14 protein-coding genes are annotated in these 18,852 nt (G+C 73.0%); 4 read left to right on the forward strand and 10 right to left on the reverse strand.

The window, feature by feature from the left end; genetic code table 11:
* Window positions 1-119: 119 nt before the first annotated feature.
* Genes AW270_RS23920 through AW270_RS23930 form a run of 3 tightly spaced genes read left to right on the forward strand, consistent with a single transcriptional unit; the run spans window position 120 to window position 3,609 of the window.
* The gene (locus AW270_RS23920) at window positions 120-404 is read left to right on the forward strand and encodes a hypothetical protein (RefSeq protein WP_157522482.1); all 285 of its coding nucleotides are present in this window, start codon (window positions 120-122) and stop codon (window positions 402-404) included.
* Window positions 401-3,316, forward strand: coding sequence for a hypothetical protein (locus tag AW270_RS23925; RefSeq protein ID WP_157522485.1), 2,916 nt, complete (start codon window positions 401-403; stop codon window positions 3,314-3,316). The genes AW270_RS23920 and AW270_RS23925 overlap by 4 nt, the downstream gene beginning before the upstream one ends.
* 53 nt (window positions 3,317-3,369) lie before the next feature.
* Window positions 3,370-3,609, forward strand: coding sequence for a metallothionein (locus AW270_RS23930; protein WP_082801788.1), 240 nt, complete (start codon window positions 3,370-3,372; stop codon window positions 3,607-3,609).
* Between the two features lie 3 nt (window positions 3,610-3,612).
* On the opposite strand, the gene AW270_RS23935 is transcribed toward AW270_RS23930, so the two are convergent.
* From AW270_RS23935 to AW270_RS23960, 6 genes are all read right to left on the reverse strand, one after another.
* Window positions 3,613-5,613 (reverse strand): hypothetical protein, encoded by a 2,001-nt coding sequence (locus AW270_RS23935; RefSeq protein WP_061297554.1) that lies wholly within the window; start codon window positions 5,611-5,613, stop codon window positions 3,613-3,615.
* A complete protein-coding gene (locus AW270_RS23940) occupies window positions 5,610-6,290 on the reverse strand; it encodes a hypothetical protein (RefSeq protein WP_157522488.1) in 681 nt (226 codons plus the stop codon). Before AW270_RS23940 ends, AW270_RS23935 begins: the two co-directional genes overlap by 4 nt.
* Window positions 6,291-6,360: 70 nt before the next feature.
* Entirely contained in the window at window positions 6,361-8,028 is a 1,668-nt protein-coding gene (locus tag AW270_RS23945) for a serine/threonine-protein kinase (protein ID WP_061297559.1), read from the reverse strand.
* Window positions 8,029-8,034: 6 nt separating this feature from the next.
* The gene (locus tag AW270_RS23950; RefSeq protein WP_061297561.1) at window positions 8,035-9,939 is read right to left on the reverse strand and encodes a PD40 domain-containing protein; all 1,905 of its coding nucleotides are present in this window, start codon (window positions 9,937-9,939) and stop codon (window positions 8,035-8,037) included.
* 6 nt (window positions 9,940-9,945) lie between these two features.
* Window positions 9,946-11,919, reverse strand: coding sequence for a protein kinase domain-containing protein (locus AW270_RS23955; protein WP_061297563.1), 1,974 nt, complete (start codon window positions 11,917-11,919; stop codon window positions 9,946-9,948).
* 71 nt (window positions 11,920-11,990) lie between these two features.
* Window positions 11,991-12,338: a peptidylprolyl isomerase gene (locus AW270_RS23960; RefSeq protein WP_061297565.1), complete on the reverse strand. Its 348-nt coding sequence runs from the start codon at window positions 12,336-12,338 to the stop codon at window positions 11,991-11,993.
* A 159-nt stretch (window positions 12,339-12,497) separates the two neighbouring features.
* Here AW270_RS23960 and sthA point away from each other — a divergent pair, with 159 nt between their 5' ends.
* On the forward strand, window positions 12,498-13,901 hold the full coding sequence (gene sthA, locus AW270_RS23965; protein ID WP_061297632.1) for a Si-specific NAD(P)(+) transhydrogenase: 1,404 nt from the start codon (window positions 12,498-12,500) through the stop codon (window positions 13,899-13,901).
* 20 nt (window positions 13,902-13,921) lie between these two features.
* On the opposite strand, the gene AW270_RS23970 is transcribed toward sthA, so the two are convergent.
* The 4 genes from AW270_RS23970 to AW270_RS23985 are packed head-to-tail and all read right to left on the reverse strand — an operon-like array spanning window position 13,922 to window position 18,788.
* Complete coding sequence (locus AW270_RS23970; RefSeq protein WP_082801790.1) at window positions 13,922-15,253, reverse strand: glucose/sorbosone family PQQ-dependent dehydrogenase; 1,332 nt, start codon at window positions 15,251-15,253, stop codon at window positions 13,922-13,924.
* A 34-nt stretch (window positions 15,254-15,287) separates the two neighbouring features.
* Window positions 15,288-16,187 carry a carbohydrate ABC transporter permease gene (locus AW270_RS23975; RefSeq protein WP_061297567.1) on the reverse strand — a complete coding sequence of 300 codons (900 nt, stop codon included), beginning with the start codon at window positions 16,185-16,187 and terminating at the stop codon, window positions 15,288-15,290.
* Window positions 16,184-17,149 carry an ABC transporter permease gene (locus AW270_RS23980; RefSeq protein WP_061297570.1) on the reverse strand — a complete coding sequence of 322 codons (966 nt, stop codon included), beginning with the start codon at window positions 17,147-17,149 and terminating at the stop codon, window positions 16,184-16,186. The genes AW270_RS23975 and AW270_RS23980 overlap by 4 nt, the downstream gene beginning before the upstream one ends.
* Window positions 17,142-18,788 carry a type 2 periplasmic-binding domain-containing protein gene (locus AW270_RS23985; protein WP_061297572.1) on the reverse strand — a complete coding sequence of 549 codons (1,647 nt, stop codon included), beginning with the start codon at window positions 18,786-18,788 and terminating at the stop codon, window positions 17,142-17,144. The genes AW270_RS23980 and AW270_RS23985 overlap by 8 nt, the downstream gene beginning before the upstream one ends.
* Between the last annotated feature and the right edge of the window lie 64 nt (window positions 18,789-18,852).

Genomic DNA, 18,852 nt, shown 5'->3' on the forward strand with positions numbered 1-18,852 from the left:
CGCCAAGGACGGCGACCAGGCTGAGACCCCAGGCCGCACAAGCGATGGCGCGCCGGGCCGACCGAGCGACGGCGGCCCCGCGAACCGTCTGAGCGGCGGCGGCCCGGCCGACCGCCGGAGTGACGCTGGGTCGACCGGCCGTCTGGGCGGTGGCGGCTCGGGCGACCGCCAGGGTGGGGGAGGCGCTTCAGGTCTGGGTGATGGTGGCCCTTCCGACCGTCAGGGCGACGCCGGCGCGACTCGACGTCTGGGCCCAGGTGGTCCGGCTGACCGTCAGGTTGATGGCGGACCTGCTGCCCGTTTCGGTGACAGCGGTTCGGCCGGCCGTCCGGGCGGCAGTGGATCGGGTGACCGTCAGGGTGATCGCGCTGCCGGTTCCCGGCTGGGAGACGGCGGCTCCGTGAGTCAGCCCCGTGGTGGGGATGCCGCCCAGTCCAAGCCCGGGGAGTCGCCCGCTCGGCCGCAGGGCGGCGAGCCCGCCGGCAACGAGCCCGCGACCACGCAGTTACGCGACAGCGCCTCCGAGTTGCCCCGCCGCATCCCGAAGTCGGCCAAGCGGCAGGAGGCGCCGCCCCCTTCGTCCCCGTCCGACCGGCCGGGCTGGTTCGAGACCCCGTCGGGCCAGCCGCGTCAGCCGGACCTCCCGCAGCCTCCGCCCGGTCAGATCCGCCCGCCCGCGCTGTTCGGTTCGCCCGTCCCCGAGCCGCCACCCGGCGGCCGGTCCGACTTCCGTGACTTCGGCCGCCCGGCCGCCCCCGGACGCGGCGGCGGCCCGGTGCCCCACCACCCCTCGGACCAGCACGCGCCGGGCGCCAACGGCGTCTCCCCGGTAGGGGAGAGGCCCGAGTCCGGCCCGAACTTCGACGCCTTCACCGCCCACCGGTCCCCCCAGCCTCCCGGTAACCAGCCCTGGCCAGCCGCCGGCCCCCAATGGCCCGGCATGCCCGAGCCGCCCGCCGACCCGCGCCAGTCCCCGCCGCCCCCGCCCGTCACCCCGCCGCAGCAGCCCGCGGCTTCTGGCTGGCCCCCCGCGCAGGACCACGGCTGGCCGGACCCGGCCTCCCGGACCGACCCGCAGGCCGACGCCCCCTGGGCGGGCATGGTGCCCAAGGCCGACCCCCAGTGGCCCGACGCGGACGCGCACGCCGTCACGCAGTGGCCCGGCATCGAGCCCGTCGGCGACGCCCAGCGCCCCGGCGCGCAGTGGCCCGGGAGCGAATCCCCGAGCGACGGTCAGCGGTCCGCCGCGCAGTGGCCCGGGAGCGAATCCCCGGGCGACGGTCAGCGTCCTGGCGCGCAGTGGCCTGGGAGTGAGTCGAAGGCCGAGCCTCCCGCCGCGCAGTGGCCCGGGGCCGAGCCTCAGGGGGAGACGCGGCGGGCCGGTGGGCAGTGGCCCGGGGCCGAGTCCAAGGCCGACGCCCCCTGGCCCGGGGCCGAGTCGCGGCCCGACGCGCAGCTTCGCGGAGCGGGTTCGCCCCCCGGCGCCCAGTGGCCCGGTGCGGAGTCGTCGGGCGACCACCCGTGGCCCGGGGCCGAGGCCAGACCCGGACAGGACAGCCGTTCCGAGTCCCGTCAGGAGGGGTCCGGGCTGACCGCCCCGGGGTCGGCGTGGTCCACGCCCTCCGAGGGCACCGCCTGGCCACCCTCCGCCGAGGAGGCGCGGGCCGCGTCCGAGGCGCCCGGCCCGCACGGTCACGTCCCCCGGGGCAGTGAGCGCTGGCGCGCCCCCTCCGAGGGGAACCGGCCGCCGCAGGGCCCGTGGTCGCCCTCGGCCCCGCAGAGCTCGCTCAACGGGTCGGGGCCCGAGGGCACGGCTGTCCTGGGCCAGCCCCCGGCCGGTGGGGGCGGGGAGCCGTGGCAGGCGCAGAGCGGGTGGCAGCAGAACTCCGGGCCGTGGCAGGGCACCACCCAGCCCGGCTGGGCGCAGCCGCCCGGTCCGCCGCGCAAGAACAGGTGGCTCTGGCCGCTGGTCGCGGCTGTGGTGGTGCTGGTCGTGGCGGGCGGCACGTTCGTCTTCTTCCAGACCACGGGGGGCGAGACCCCGCAGGCCGCGCCGCCCAGGACGGGGGCCTCCCCGGGGGCGACGGGCGCGGCTCCGGCCGTGCCGAACGGCGACCCCAAGTCGACCGACTTCGACGTCTGCGCGATGCTCGACCCGGAGCAGACCGAACGGCTCGTCCCGGCCGCCAAGATCGACATGCGGATGAACGACAACCGCGACGACAGCCTGGTCAGCTACGTCAGGTGGACGTGTGAGTGGACGAACCGCAACATCTCGTACGGCGAAGTGAACCGCCAGCGGCAGATCACGGTGAACGTGGCACGCTACGAGGCCATCGGCGACACCACCGCCGACAAGGCGGCCACGATCCAGTACGACGGCCAGAAGCGCCAGTGGGACTACACCGCCTCGGTCTCCAACGACGAGCGCTACTACTCCAAGCCCCAGGTCTACTCGGGCATCGGCGACGCCGCCATCGCCCAGTACCAGTGGACGCGGGACGACGACTACCGCTACGCCTTCGGCACCGGCTTCGGCCGGGTCGGCAACATCACCTTCGAGGTGAAGTACGAGGCCAGCCAGCAGCACAAGGAAGCCGACGTCCTCACCAACGACACCAAGCAGTCGATCACCGAGCCCAACGCCCTGCGCGAGATCAAGGGCCTGCTGACCCAGCTCGCCCAGTCGGCGGGGGCCTGGTACGCCGGGAAGCCGCTGCCGTTCGCGGGCAAGGCCAGGCCGTCGGCCGCGCCGAGCGCGACCCCGTCGCCGGTCAAGATCGCCCTGCCGCCCAACTGTGTGGCGATGAACGCGACGGCCGCGACCCTGGTCCCCAACACCGAGGGTCTGGCGCAGTCGCTCACCCAGGGCAAGGCGAAGGTGACCGAGTGCCAGTGGTGGAACGACGCGATGCCGGTCGAGGGCGGCAAGGTCCGCTGGCGGAACCTGCGGATCGGCATCCGGGAGTTCCCGAACGCCGAGATGGCCCGCTTCTACCTGGTCGACGAGCGCGGCAAGAGCCGGGGCACGGCCGGCTCGAAGATCGGCGGCATCCAGTGGGGCAAGGTCCAGAAGCTGCCCGGCATGGGCACCGACAACTACGGCCAGGCGGTCAAGCAGCAGACCGAGACCGCCTACAGCGGGGCCTATGAGATCAAGGTCATGCAGGACAAGTACGTCGTGACGGTCCTGTTCGGCGGCGCGGACCGCCCGGCCGGGACGGAGATCAACAACACCGGCGCGGTGCTGATGCCGCTGACGGAGGCCGCCGCCGGAGCCAAGGCGATGGCCACCGGTCTGCTCGGCACGCTGTGAGGCGGGTTCCCCCTGGGTAGGTACGTCATGAAACGACCTATTCGGGGGGAATCATGGCCGCTTGCGAAGTGTGCGGTAACGAGTACGACATGACGTTCGAGGTGCACGCCCAGGGGGCCGTGCACACCTTCGACAGCTTCGAGTGCGCGATCACCAGGATGGCTCCGGTCTGCGAGCACTGCGGCTGCCGGATCATCGGCCACGGCGTGGAGGCCGACCGCCGGTGGTTCTGCGGCGCCCACTGCGCCCGCTCGATGGGCGCGTCCCAGATCGTCGACCGGGTGATGGCGTAACCGTCAGAGGAACCGCAGGTAGTCGACGACGTCGGTGAGGGGTTCGAGCGCGGCGTCCGGGAAGCGGGCCACGAAGGTCCGCACCCAGCCGTCCGCGCCGACGCCGGCCCAGACGTAGGCCCGGCCGCCGTCCGGGAGGTGGGCCCACCAGCGGGTGCCCGGCACCCCGCTGTGGACGGCGGCGAGCGGCGGCTCGACGCGGGTGGGTTTCACCCCCAGAGTGGCGATGAGCTGGTCCTTCACGGTCTCCAGCAGGGCGGGGCGGGCCTCTTCGGCCGGGGGGCCGATGGTGACGACCCGGACCGTGAGCCGGTGGCGGGCGTCGGGGGAGACCAGGTCGGCCGCGCCGCCGAGCGGGTGGGAGTAGGTCCAGCCCGCCGGGTGGCACAGCGTCAGCCCGCCGGCCCAGTCGGGGCGGAAGGTCAATCGGCCGGCCGAGGTGGCCGGGCGGGTGACCTCGGCCGTGGTCAGCAGGCGGTCGTCGGCGTAGAACTCGACGCGGTACTCGCCCTTCGAGGGGCAGCCGAAGTCCACGAGCGGCCAGGTCATGGTGCCGCTCGCGGCGTCGCCGGGCCAGCGCAGCGGGACGAGCAGGTCGGCTCGCTGGAGCCACTCGCCGCCGGGGCTCTCCCGGTAGGAGACCAGCGCGCCCAGCCGGGCGCCCTCGATCATGCCCTCGTACGGCACGGAGGCCTCGATCGTCGACCCCCGCACGGTCAGCCGGGGCGTGGAGAACCGCACCGAGGGGGCGGCCCGGCCGTCGGGCAGCGTCTCGGCGAGGTGGGCGCGGACCATGGCGCCCTTGATCTCCCGGGCCAGGGGCCGGGCGTGGCCGTGCCGCGCGGCCAGCAGGTCGGCCCCGACGCGGATCGCGGTCCGCACCTCGCCCCGCTCCACCGGGTTCGGCCGCGCCGCGACCAAGGCCGACAGGTCGGCGGCGGCCTTCCGCGCGTCCTGCTCGCGGCCCTGGCCGAGCAGGGCGAGGGTGAGGTTGACCCAGGGGAGCGGCGGTCCGGGGTTGAGCGCGAGGGCCCGCCGGGCGTACCGCTCCGCCTCCTGGTAGTCGCCCAGGCGCACCAGATGGCCGGACATCCCGGCCAGCGGCAGGTAGCTCTCGCCGCCCCGGTCCAGCGCCGCGCGCAGGTCGGCGAGCGCCGCCTCGTAGACCTCGCGGGGGGCGACGTTGACGACGTACAGGGAGGTGTCGCGCTGGGGGCTCGCGGCGGCGAGCCGGGCGGTGGCGCGGCGCTCCCAGGCCAGGGCGAAGTCGTCGTCCCGCTCGATCGCCAGGGAGTACTGCCGGACCGCGCCGTCGAAGTCGCGCTCGGCGAAGAGCCGCTCGCCCTCGACGGCCGCGTCGATCGCCGCCTGCGGCCGGACCGGCGCGGGCGACGCCCACGTGACCACCGCGCCGACCAGGGTCAGCCCGACCAGGCCGGCGGCGGGCCGGACCAGGTGGCGGCGGACGTCCTCCCCGACGGTCAGGGACAGGCCGAGCAGGGTCAGCGCGACCGCGAGCAGGGCGGTGCCCGCCGCGTAGGCGTTGCTCTTGTCGCCCCAGGCGGTCGCGGTTACCTGGACCGCCTCCTGGGTCAGCGCCGCGCGCCTGGCCTCCCGCATCAGGCCGCCCAGGTGGCGCTGCGGGTCGGCGTCCATGAGAGGGCTGGTCCCGGCGAGGGTGCCGTAGGCGGTGGCCAGGGCCTCGGCCGTGTCCCGGCGGGTGGTCTCGGCGAGCAGGCCGGCCCGGAGCGACTCGATGTCGTGGCGGCGCTTGACCGTGCCGGTGGCCGCCAGGTTGCCCAGGTCGCGCATGCCGGCGGCGGTGCCCTCGGCCTGCGCCGCCAGGGCCGCGACGGCGGCGCGCTGCGCCTGCCGGGCGTGCCGGTCCTCCTCGCTGCCGGCCTGGCCGCCGAGGTAGGCCAGGATCGCGGCGAACAGGCCGACGGCGGCCGTCACCCAGGCCATCCGCCGCTTGAACGGGGTGTCGAACTCCTCCGCGCTCATGCCTCCGGGACCAGCGCCAGCCACAGCGCCAGCGCCGTGAGCAGCCCCGCTGCCACCGCGCCGGCCCGCAGCAGCCATCGTCGCGGCCGGGGCGCGGTGAGCCGCGCGACCGTGAGGAGCAGCACCAGCGCCGGGATCGCGGCGGCGGTCAGCGTCAGGTGCCCCACCCGCGCGTGCAGCGCGTCGGCGCGGGCGGCGGTGCGGCCGGGCTGGTCGGCCGGGACGATGAAGCCCTCGTCGTAGCTCACCGTCGCGGCCAGGTTCCGGTCGTGCTGCCAGCGGGCCGCGACGCCCTCGCCGGTCAGGTAGCGCCGGTCGAGGTACTGGTCGGTCAGCAGCCCGTCGGCCAGCCCGCGCAGGATCAGCGCCTCCCGGGGGTCGGCGGCCTCGATCGCGTCGGCCTGGGCGTGCAGCACGCGGTAGTGGGTGACCTGCCCGCCGCCGTGGCCGCTCATGATCGAGGCCGACACCCGGGTCGAGCGCGTCTGCACGGTCTCCACGACCGCCTGCCGGTCGGCCTCGACGGCCTGCGACTTCACGCGTACGGCGGCGTAGGAGGCGACCGCGCCGGTGACGGTGACCAGGCCGACCAGGATCGCGATCACGGTCTCGTCGCCCCGCCGGGGCCGGTTCCTGCGCAGGCGGAACCGCCTGACGCGAAGAGAGGGCGCTGCCATGTCGCCCATTGAAGTGAAAAAAGCCGCCACCGGCGGCGGTTCGTCTTTTTTGCAAATCCGTATGCGGCTTTTAGGAGTAATGCACTTCGGTCGGCCGGTCGGAGCGGATCTCGGCGAGCGTCCGCCGCTCGGTTCCCGTCGTGGCGTCGAGGGCGAGCACCCGGAGGCCGTCCCGCACGATCAGGGTGTCCTCGTTGAACCACCCGACGACCTGGCCGGTGGCGCGCAGCGGCCGGGGTGCGCAGATCCCCTCGGCGCAGGCCCCGGCATACCGGCGTCCCGACGGAGAGAACACCAGAGTTTCCATATCGCCATATGTCTGCAATTGGGTGCCGGAGAAGTCGTAAACGGCCGAACCCGAGGTCACCCCGCCCGGCGCGAACCGGAATTCCGTCGGCGGCGCGTCGACCGCCACATACGCCGTCCGCCGCGCGGCCACGTCGACCAGGGCGAACCCCACCCGGTTCGCGCTCTCCCGGGACGCCACGGTCAGCAGCAGCCGCGACCCGTCGGCCGACCAGACCGGCGCGCTCACCACCAGCGGCTTCTCCACGGTCGGCACCGTGAACCTCTCGCCGTCCCGCGTGAACGTGACGACGTTCCCGTCGGCCGCCTGGAGCGGCGTCCAGTTCACCTCGGCCACCACGGTCCCGTCCGGCGACGGGACGGGGTCGCGGTGCAGCTCGATCGGGACGAAGGAGTCACGCTCCCGCACGTACGACCGGATGCCGAAGGCCGACGTGCGGACCACGAAAGCGGTGAGCCGCACCGGGTCGGACGCGTGCTCGCGGACGACCCCCGGCAGCTCGGCCACCTGACGCGTGGCGAACACCGGGGAGGGCGGCCCCGACAGCCGGGGCGGCTCCGGCCGGGACACCAGCAGGGCGACCCCGGCGGCGGCCACCGCCAGGGCCAGCGCCGCCCCCGCGAACCACACCCGCCGCCCTCTCTTCCGGGCAGGCGCGGGACGCGGCCCGAGCAGCCGCAGCAGCACCTCGGCCGAGGTCGGCCGGGCCTGCGGATCCCTGGCCAGGCAGGCCGCGACGACCTCGCGCAGCTCCCCGGACAGCGGCCCGAGATCGGGCTCCCCGCGCAGCAGCCGGTTCAGCACCGCGGGCACCGAGTCGGCCCCGAACGGCGGCTTCCCCGACGCCGCGAACACCATCGTCGCCGCCCAGGTGAACACGTCGGCGGCGGGGCCGGGCGGCGACTCCCCGAGCTGCTCCGGGGCCATGTAGGTGGGGGTGCCCACCGCGCCCTGACCGGTCGTCTCGGCGTCGACCGCGCGGGCGATGCCGAAGTCGATCACCCGGGGCCCGTCGCGGCCGAGGATCACGTTCGCCGGCTTGAAGTCGAGATGCGCCACCCCGGCCCTGTGGACGGCCGACAGCGCGGTGATCGTGCCGACCGCCACCCGCCGGAGCGTCCCGCCGGTCAGCGGCCCGCCCTCACGGACGGCCGCCTGCAACGTGGGCCCCTCGACGTACTCGCTGGCGATGAACGGGACGCCGTCCTCGACCCCGTAGGACAGCACCTGCGCCGCGCAGAACGACGCCACCTCGGGCAGCACCTCCGCCTCACGGAGGAACCGCTCGGCCGACCCCTCGCCGGACACGGCGTGCAGGACCTTCACCGCCACCCGCGCGCCCTCGGGCGAGGCCGCGAGGTAGACCGTCCCCTGCCCGCCGGCCCCCAGCCGCCGCAGGATCGTGTATCCGCCGAGGCGCGACCCCTCCACGACGGGTCAGCCCCGCAGGAAGAACAACTGCACGGTGGGGTCCTTGCCCGGCACGTCGAGCTCGACCAGCGTCCGGGTCGTCCTGCCGGAGAAGTCGATCACGTCGGCGCGGTACTCGCCCCTCTTCTCCCGGGAGAACATCAGGTGGGTCGCGTCGAACCAGCCGACCAGCCCGTCCCCCTCGGAGGAGGGCACGCCGCCCCGCCGGGCCCCGGTCGCGGTGTCCCAGACGCAGAAGACGTGCCGCCGCTCGCACCGGGTCGTCGCGAACGACTGCCCGTCGGGCGAGAAGTAGGCCGATCCGGCCGGCAGGCCGACCCAGTGGAAACTGCGCGCGACCCGTCCGCCGAGGTCGTGGAAGCGCAGGCCGTAGCGGCCCTCCGGGGTGAGGTAGGCGGTGGAGACCTGGCGGCCGTCGGGCGTCCACCGGAACGCGGGCAGCGCCCCCAGCCGCGCGGTCGCGTCGGCGGCCAGGAACTGCTCCCGGTCGGCGTCGTTGGCCGTCTCGACGACGGTCGCCGCGCGGGTGGCCGGGTCGACCAGCAGGAACCCGTAGGGCGCGGTGTCCTCGGCCGCCCCCTCGGTGATCCACAGCGACAGCAGCAGCCGGGTCCCGTCGGGCGACCAGGCGGGATGGTGGGCGGTCAGCGGGGCGGTGATGGTCGGCACGGTGAACCGCCGGCCGCTGCCCCGGTCGGTGAACTCGACGTCGAGCCGGTCCTTGGTCGCCACGAACAGCTGGTCGACCGTGGCGGTCCAGCGCCCGTCGGGCGAGATGACCGAGACGTGGCGGTTGCCGCCGGTCCGGGCGAACCCGGCCCCGTTCGGGCTGCGGGTGAACGCGGCGGTGGCGTCCGGAGACACACTGGCCTGGTAGGAGGCCAGCCGCAGCGGATCGCCCGGCTCCTCGCGCAGCACCCCGCCGGCCAGCGCCATCGGCGAGGGCCCCGGCGAGGGGAACGCGGGCGCGTGCGAGGCCGGGGCCGCGCCGGGTGTGATCCTGGCCGCCTGCGTCGCCGGAGCGGGCGCGAGCAGGTACCCGCCCGCGCCGGACACCAGCGCCAGCGCCAGCCCGCCCGCCGCGAGCCCGGCCGCGCCGCCCCTCCTCCGCTCCTTGGGGGGTGTACGGCTCACGCCCGCCTGAGGCGCCACGACCACCGGTGGCGTCGGCAGCACACTGTCCAGCGCCCCCGCGTGGCCGAGCAGCCGGAGCAGCGTCTCCTCGGCCCCCGGCCGGGCCTGCGGCTCGTCGGCCAGGCAGTCGGCGACCAGGTCCCGCAGCGCCCCCGAGAGCGGCCCGAGGTCGGCCGCCCCGTACGACACCCGCGTCGGGTTCTCCCCGAACGGCGGCCGTCCGGTGGCCGCGAACGCGATCACCGCCGCCCACGCGAACACGTCGACGGCCGCCGACGGTGGCTCGTCGGGGTCCTGCCACAGTTCGCGTTCCTCGGCGTGCCAGACGGGCGTGACCGGCCGCTCCGCCCCGATGAGCCGGGGCCCGTCGGGGCCGAGCAGCACCCGTTCGGGCGCGATCGCCCCGTGGATCAGCCCGGCCCGGTGGAGCGAGGCCAGCGCGGTCGCCGTCGTCACCGCGAGCCGGTGGACCGCGGGCCCCGGCAGCGCGCCCCGGCCGGCGACCTCCTCGGCCAGGGTCGGCCCCGGCACGTACTCCGACACGATGTAGTCGCGCCCGGTGTCCAGGATGTGCGGGGTGCCGACGGCGGCGGCCTCCCAGACGCGGGCCAGCGCCTCGCGTCCCGGCCCGTCGAGCGGCCGGGGCAGTCTGCGCGCCGCCACCTGTCCGCCGCCGGGCGCGGTGGCGAGGTAGACGTCGCCGCCCAGCCGCCCGACCAGGGAATAGGGGCCGAGCGAGGCCGGGTCGTTCGAGGTGAGCGGCTCGACGGGAGGCATCTGGGTTCAGTTCCCCGTGTAGTAGAGGAGCAGGTCGGTCGTGTCGTCCTCGGCCGGGATCTCGGCCAGCACCCGCTGCGGACGGCCCCGCAGGTCCATGGCCACGACCCGGTGGGGGTCGCCGCGCGGGTCGGCCACGATCAGGTGGGCGTCGTCGTACCAGCCGTAGAGCAGGCCGTCGTCGTAGAACAGGGCGACCGACGCCAGCCGCACGCCGGTCGCGGTGTCCCAGACACAGTAGGTCCCGCCGCTCGGGCAGTACGTCACGAACGTCTTCCCCGAGGGGGAGAACATCCGGCGGCCGTAGGTCTCGCCGACCCAGTGGAAGGCCTTGGTCTGACGGCCGGTCAGGTCGCGGAACCTGACGCCGTGCTCGGTCTCGGTCCGGTAGCCGACGGCGACCCCGGAGCCGTCCGGGAGCCAGGCGAAGTGGGACTCCCCGCCGGTCGTCTCGTCGTCGGTGTCGACCGTGGAGACCGCCCGGGTGGCGACGTCGACCACGACGAACCCGGACGGCCGGTCGTCCTTCCCCGCGGTCGTCGTCAGCATCAGTCTCGTCCCGTCGCGCGACCACGTCGGCCGCGTGTACGGCACCCCCGGCGTGACCGTGAACGGCTCCCCGGCCCCGGTGAAGGTGATCGTCTCGGGGCCGACCGCCGCCAGCCACCTGCCGCCGGGGGAGCGGGCCGGTTCGGCGTCCTCGGCCGGGAGCTTGGTGAAGGTCTGGCCCTCGGTCCGCACCCACGTGTCGGCGCCCTTGCGGTAGCCGGTCAGCCTGGCCGGGTCGGCCGGGTTCTCCAGCAGCGTGATGGCCGGGCCGGGGGCGGTGAAGTTCCCGGCCGCGAGCGGCGGCGGCGACGGGTCGTCGGCGGCGGCCAGCGTGCTGACCGAGGTCGACGGGACGCCGGTGGCGTTCACCGTGGCGGTGGCCGGGCCGGTCCGGTTGCGGCCCAGCACATAGCCGCCCAGGCCCGCGACCAGCACGATCGCCACGGCCGCCGCGATGAGCGCGGCCCAGCGGGTGGTCCGGCGCGTGGTCCGGCGGGCCGGGGGAGCGGGGGCGGGCTCGGTCTCCTCGGCGGGCGGCGGGGTCGTGGTGACCGCTTCGAGGGCGGCCCGCTCGACGGTGAGCTGGGCCTCGCCGATCAGCCGTTCGAGGGCCTCCTGCGCGGTCGGCCGCTGGCCGGGGTCCTTGGCCAGGCAGGCCGCGACGACCCCGGTCAGCCCCTCGGGCAGGCCGTCGAGGTCGGGGTCGTCGTGCAGGATGGCGTTGATCGTCGCGGCGTGGGAGTCGCGCTCGAACGGCGGCCGGCCGGTGCCGGCGAAGACCATGACGGCGGCCCAGGCGAACAGGTCGCCGGGCGGCGCGGGCGCGGCGGGCTCGGGGCGCAGGACCTCGGGCGGCAGGTAGGCGAGCGACCCGATCGGGCGGGTCTCGTCGAGCAGGCCGGGGCGGGCGGACGTGCGCACCCGGGCGGTCGCGTCGGGATCGCCGGCCGACCAGGTGGCCACGGTCTCCGACACCTTGGTGACCCCCTCTGCCACCAAGGCGTCGAGGTCGAGTAAGGCGAGCCTCGGTCCGGCGCCGGTGAGGATCACCGACCACGGGGTGAACGCGCCGTGCGCCACGCCCTCGCGGTGCAGCCCCGCCAGGCCCGTCATCGACGCGACGGCCAGCCGCCGCAGCTCGCTCTCCGGCAGGGCCTTCGCCAGGTGGGCGCCCTCGACCTTCTCCACGACCACGTAGGGCTCGCCGCCGGAGGTGCCCGCGTCGATCAGTCCGAGCCACGGATAGCCGCCCGCGCGTTGCAGCAGGTCGATCCGCTCCAGGAACGCGTCGGGGTCGGCCAGGCGGGTGTGGAACAGCGTCAGCAGGGCGCCGTCGGCGGTGTCGAAGGAGGCAGACCGATCGCCCGGCGGGTACGCGGCGGTGAGCGTGTGACCGCCGAGCCGGCGGGGATCGCGGAGCGGCTGGGGCACTGCCAAGTGGATCCTCCGATTACGCGTCGGTGGATCATTATGGCGACCAGCCTACTGTGAATCCCGAAATATCAGGATTCGAAAGCGACCAATCGGACGATGACCCACCCGTCCCCGTCGGGCATCGGCGGGAACGTCGTGCCGGGCACCGCCGCGAAGACGTGCGGCATCTGCTCGCGGGTCACCGTACCGAACATGTCGCCCGGCAGGGTCATGCCCAGGGCGTCGGCCCGCTTGGCCGCCGAGTAGAAGCTGCCGCCGTCGTCGAGTTCGGCGGCGATCGAGGCGGCGCCCCAGGCGTCCGCGAGCCGGATGAAGGCGACCTTGGCCCGCTCGGGCCGTTGGGACTGGGCGATGAGGTAGTCCTCGATCTCCCAGATGAGCAGTTCGCCCAGGTACTGAGGGGTGTCCTTCCACATGACGCCCGATCCTGGCCGAGCCCGCTTGCCGTCGGCTTGTCTCCCGATTGCACCGCTCTAGTGGCCGCCACGTTGCGGTGACCGCACAACGCGGCCAATTGTCCGGTGAAGCGGCCCAAGGTCTTCTCGTCGCTGGTCGCAGCGACCACACTGCTAGGTGTGAGCGACTTTGATGTACTCGTCCTGGGATCCGGGCCGGGTGGGCAGAAGGCCGCCATCGCGGCCGCCAAGCTGGAGCGCCGGGTAGCCATCGTCGAACGGCGCAACATGATCGGCGGGGTGTGCATCAACACCGGCACGATCCCCTCCAAGACCATGCGCGAGGCCGTGCTCTACCTGACCGGACTCAGCCAGCGCGAGATGTACGGCCGCAACTACCGCGTCAAGGAAGAGATCGGCATCCACGACCTCACCGCCCGCACCCAGCACGTCGTGGGCCGCGAGGTCGAGGTGGTCCGCAACCAGCTCAACCGCAACCACGTGACCGTGCTGACCGGCTCGGGCCAGTTCCTCGACCCCCACACCGTCGCGGTGGTCGACGACCTCGGCCGCGAGACCAAGGTCACCGCCGACAAGATCATCATCGCCACGGGCACCCGCCCGGCCCGGCCCGACAGCGTCGAGTTCGACGGGTCGACCATCGTCGACTCCGACGGCATCCTCGACCTCGCCCACGTCCCCGACTCGATGGTCGTGGTCGGCGCCGGTGTCATCGGCATCGAGTACGCCTCCATGTTCGCCGCCCTCGGCACCAAGGTCACCGTGGTCGAGCGCCGCGACCGGATGCTGGAGTTCTGCGACCTGGAGATCATCGAGGCGCTCAAATACCACCTGCGCGACCTGGCCGTCACCTTCCGGTTCGGCGAGAGCGTGGCCGCCGTGGAGCGCCACGAGCGCGGCGCGCTGACCATCCTGGAGAGCGGCAAGAAGATCCCGGCCGCCACGGTCATGTACTCGGCGGGCCGCCAGGGCATGACCGAGTCGCTCGCCCTCCACACCGCGGGCCTGGAGGCCGACGCCCGGGGCCGCATCACGGTCGACGAGCACTACCGCACCAACGTGCCCCACATCTACGCCGTCGGCGACGTCATCGGCTTCCCCGCCCTGGCCGCCACGTCGATGGAGCAGGGCCGCCTGGCCGCCTACCACGCGTGCGACGAGCCGGTCTCCGACATGAGCCGCCTCCAGCCGATCGGCATCTACACGATCCCCGAGATCAGCTTCGTCGGGGCGACCGAAGACGAGCTCACCGACGCCCACGTGCCGTTCGAGACGGGCCTGTCGCGCTACCGGGAACTGGCCAGGGGCCAGATCATCGGCGACACCCACGGCATGCTCAAGCTCCTGGTCTCGCCCGAGGACCGCAAGCTCCTGGGCGTGCACGTCTTCGGTACCCAGGCGACCGAGCTCGTCCACATCGGCCAGGCCGTCATGGGCTGCGGCGGCACCATCGACTACCTGGTCGACGCCGTCTTCAACTACCCGACCCTGTCCGAGAGCTACAAGGTCGCGGCCCTCGACGCGATGAACAAACTGCGCCGGGTCCAGCGCTTCTCCCGCTGAGGCGGCCGGGACCCCGGTGATCAGAGCTCGTACGCGAGGATGGCGCCGGGGTTCCGCAGGTCCCGCGTCGGCTTCCCGCCGGCGTCCCGGGTGAGGCCGCCCACGTCGGTGGCGATGTAGAGGGTTCCGCCGGCGGGATCCAGGGCGGTGTCCCGGTAGCGGTTGACGGTGTCGGCGATCCTCTCGGCGGGCCCGGCCTTCTCGCCGCCGGAGGCGAGCGGGACGCGGTAGACGGCGCCGTCCTTGAGGGAGGTCGCCAGGAGCGTCCCGGCCGGGCCGGGTTCCAGGCTCGACAGGGCCAGGGTCGGCCAGCAGACGAACGCCGTCGAGGGGTCGCAGCCCGCGCCCGCGCGGAAGTCGTAGTCGTCGTCCACGGTGTCGAAGGTGACGAGCGGCGGGGTGAAACCCGGGTCGTCCCAGTCGGTCTCCTCCTCGTACGGGACGGTCGCGGGGATGTCGTAGTCGTTGAACCTTTCAGCCGCGCAGCCGTTCTCCGCCTCGGCCCACCGGGCGTAGACGTAGGCCTTGCCGTCCCGGTATCCGGCCACGTGGGGCCAGCCGTAGTTCTTTCCGGCCCGGACCAGATCGACCTCGTCGTCGGATTTCGGGCCCTGGTCGGTGGCGTACAGCAGACCCGAAGGGGTGAAGGTCAGGCCCTGGGCGTTGCGGAAGCCCACCGCGTAGACGTGGCTGCGGACGCCGCCGAACTCCGGGTTGTCGTCCGGGATCGAGCCGTCGGGGTTCAGCCGCAGGACCTTGCCCTGGTAGGCGCTCCAGTCGCGGGCCTTCACCTGCGCCGCCGTGGGGAGCGTCTGCGCCTGGATGGTCTCGCAGTAGAGGCCGAACTGGTTGGCCCCCTGGTCGCCGATCGTGTAGTAGAGCCTGCCGTCGGGCCCGAACCGCAGCTTCCCCGACTGGTGGTCGACGCCGGAGACCAGGCCGGTCAGGACGTCGACCGGACCGGTGAGGACCTGCCCGGCCGGGTCGTAGGTGTACCGGACGATCTTCGTGCCGCCGGCGTAGGTGTGGGCGAGGTAGACCCAGTCGCGGCCCTTGCCGCGCAGCAGGTCGGGGTGGAGGGCCAGGCCGAGGACGCCGTCCTGGCCGCCCTCGGTGTGCACGGCGTCCTCGACCGTGAGCGCCACGGTCTTCCTCCCGGTCGCCGGGTCGACGCGGGTGACCCGCAGGCCCGACTTCTCGGTCACCCAGAGGACGTCGTCGGGCCCCCACACCATCTCGTAGGGATCGCCGAGCCCGGTGGCGACCACGCGGACCCCTTCCTGCGGCGCTTCGGGGGAGGCGCACCCGGCGAGCAGACAGGCCACCGCCACGACCCATGAGATGCCCTTCATGGGGCTAGATGGGAGCACAGAAAACCGGCGGGGACTACCCCTTGACCGCGCCGATGATCACGCCCTTCGTGAAGTGGCGCTGGACGAACGGATAGATCAGCAGCACCGGCACCAGCGCCACCACGATGATCGCCATCTTGATCGCCAGGTTGGGCGGCAGGGCGTACCCGGCGGCCGTGTCGATCGCCCGCTGGTTCGGCACCAGGTTCATGCCCTGCTGCACGTACTGCCGCAGGATCAGCTGGAGCGGCCACTTCGCGTTGTCGTTGATGTAGAGGACGGCGTTGAAGAAGGCGTTCCAGTAGCCCACCGCGTAGAACAGCCCGATCACCGCCGTGACGCCCTTCGACATCGGCAGCACGATCCGCCACAGGATCCGGAAGTCCGACGCCCCGTCGATCCGGGCGCTGTCGAGCACCTCCCCGGGGATGTTCATGAAGAACGCCCGCATCACGACCAGGTTGAACGCCGACACGGCGGTCGGCAGGATCAGCGACCAGTAGCTGTCGATCAGCCCGAGCTCCCGCACGATCAGATAGCTGGGGATCATGCCCGGCGTGAACAGGAACGTCAGCAGGAACAGGAACAGCAGCGGCCGGTGCAGCACCGACCCGGGCCGCGACAGCCCGTAGGCCGCCAGGATCGTCAGCCCCAGGCTCAGCAGCGTGCCCACCGTCGTCACCCCGGTCGACACGAGCACCGCCCGCGTCACCACGCCGCCGCCGAACAGCTCCCGGTAGGCGTCGAGCGACAGCTCACCCGGCAGCGTCACCAGCCCGCCCGCCGCCGTGACCGTGGCGGCGGTCGACAGGCTGGTCAGCACCACGACGTAGATCGGATACACCATGGCCAGCACGATCAGCGCCAGCACCACGGTCTTCACCGTCAACCCGAAAACGGTCGGCCGTTCCTGCCAGACGGGACGAGTACTCATGATCGTTTGTAGATTCCCTGCTCGCCGAACCGGTGGGCGACCTTGTTGGCCACCACGATGAGGATGAGGCCGACCAGGCCCTTGAACAGGCCGGCCGCCGCGCCGTAGCTCCACGCGCCGGTCATCAGGGTCCGCCAGTAGACGAAGGTGTCGAGCACCTCGGCCGCCTCGGCCCCCACGGCGTCGCGCTGGAGGAAGAACTGCTCGAAGCCGACGTTCAGCGCGTCGCCCAGGCGCAGGATCAGCAGCAGCAGGATCACCGGCCGCAGTCCGGGCAGCGTGATGTGCCACAGGCGACGCCACCGGGAGGCCCCGTCGACCGCCGCGGCCTCGTACAGATGGGTGTTGATCGCGGCGAGGGCCGCCAGGAAGATGATCGTGCCCCAGCCCGCGTCCTTCCAGACCGCCTGGGCGGTGACCAGCACGATGAAGGCGTCGGGGTCGGTCATGACGTTCCACGGCTCATGCCCGGCCTGCCGGAGCGTCTGGGCGAGCAGCCCCGCGCCGCCGAGGATCTGCTGGAACAGCGCCACGACCAGCACCCATGAGAAGAAGTGGGGCATGTAGACGATGCCCTGGATGAACAGGCGCAGCCGCCGCGACAGCACGCTGTCGAGCAGGATCGCCAGCGCGATCGGGACGGGGAAGTAGAACACGAGCTGGAACGCCGTGATGGTCACGGTGTTGCGCAGCGCGTTCCAGAACTCGGGGTCCGACAGCAGCCACTGGAAGTTGTAGAGCCCGACCCACGGGCTGCCGGTGAGGCCGTCGTAGGGCGAGTAGTCCTGGAAGGCGATGACGTTGCCCAGGGTCGGGACGTAGTGGAAGACCACCAGGAGCCCGACCGCCGGGATCGTCATGGCCAGGAGCTGCCAGTCGCGCCGCAGCCTGGCCCGTAACGGAGGTTTCCCCAGGCCGGCGGATGAGGTCAGGGCATCCGCCGGCGGAGACTTTCTAAGCACGGCCGTTCTCCGTGAGGACCTTCATGTAGAACTCGCGGCCGGCGTCGCCGCCGCCCGTCTTCCACTCGGTGATCGCCTGCTGGAGGGTGTCCAGCCCGCGGCGTCCCCGGATGATGTCGACGACCTTGTCCTCGAACGGCTTGGCGGCGGCGGTGAAGTCGCCGGGCTCCTCGACGCGGATGCCGTCGAAGGGGTCCTGGTGCCGCATGGTCGCGGCGGTGTTCCACCAGGTCGTGGCGGTCTGCACGTAGTCGGGGTGGGCCTGCGACTCGAAGATGGGGTCGACCCGGCCGCCGAGCCAGACGTAGCTGCCCACGATCTCCTTCGGCCCGAGCTCGGTGACCTGGGGCGCGCCGGCGGAGTCGCGGGTGAAGTGGACGCCCTCGACGCCGTTGTTGAACAGCAGCTGCTCCTGGCTGCCGAACGGCGAGGAGAGGTAGTCGAAGATCGCGAGCAGTTCCTCGATCTTCTCCTTGGGGGTGCCCTTCTTGATGAAGGTGTACGACGGGTCCTGGTTCATCCGGTATTCGGGCTTGCCGCCGTCGGCCCCGAACACGGGCAGGGGCTCCATCCAGAAGTCGGGCTTCTCCTTGCCGATCTGGATGAGCGTCTCGGCCCAGAACGAGAAGCCGTCGCTCTTCACCAGGATCTGGCCCGACTTGAAGAGCTCCTTGTCGTCGGCGGCCGACTTGGCCGACAGGACGTTGGGGTGCACCAGCCCGGCGTCCACGGCCTTGCGCATCCACTCGACGGAGGCGGCGTACTCGGGGGTCTCGTAGCGGTGGACGAGCGTGCCGCCCTCCTTGCGCCACTTCCTGGGCGCCCGGTAGATCTCCTCGATCATCGGGTGGATGTCGCTGAAGGCCCAGCGGTCCTTGGACGCGTCGGTGACCGCCTTGCCCATCGCGAGCAGTTCGTCGGCGTTCTTCGGGGCGCCCTGGCCGAGCTTGTCCCACAGGTCCTTGCGGTGGAAGAGCACCCAGCCGAACTGCGGGGCGGGCCAGGCGGGCACCGCCTTCAGCTTGCCGCCGAAGACGGAGTACTGCCAGGCCGTGGTCGGGATCGCCGACAGGCTGGGGTACTTCGCGGAGACGTCACCGGAGAGATAGGGCGTGAGGTCCTCGAACAGGCCGTCGACGGCGCGCGAGTAGTCGGGCACCGCGGCCAGCGCCCAGCCGGGCAGCGTGGTCACGTCGGCCACGTCGCCGCCGGCCAGCAGGGTCGGCAGCTTGTCGTTGATGGTCAGGCCGTCGAGGTAGTTGAACTCGATGGTGGCCCCGAGGTCCTTGTTGACGGCGTCGTAGTAGGCGTTCTGGCCGAGCGGCGCGGGCAGCGGGCTCCACGTCGGCACCATCGCCTTGTACGACCCGCCCTTGCCGGGGACGGCGGTGACCAGGTCGACCAGCTTCTCGCTCGGCGGATAGGTCAGGTATCCGTCGCGTCCGAAGCCGGGCAGGGTGGCCGCGATGTCCGGTGTCAGCACCGTGCGCGGCACGTATTTGGGCACGAGCGCGGCGAGTTTGTCCATCGCGGCGGCGGTGGCCTTGGCGCCGGGTTTCGGACCCGGCGGGGCGGAGCAGGCGGCGAGCACGCTCAGCCCGGCGAGACCGAGGAATCCCCGTCTCGTGGTGGTTCTCACAGAGCGCCCCCTTCCTGGTAGAGTTAGTTCGTCTAACGACCAAACAAACTAGTCCAGAACCCAA

Origin of the sequence: Herbidospora cretacea, from assembly GCF_001570605.1 — a bacterium.
GTDB classification, from domain to species: Bacteria; Actinomycetota; Actinomycetes; order Streptosporangiales; family Streptosporangiaceae; genus Herbidospora; species Herbidospora cretacea.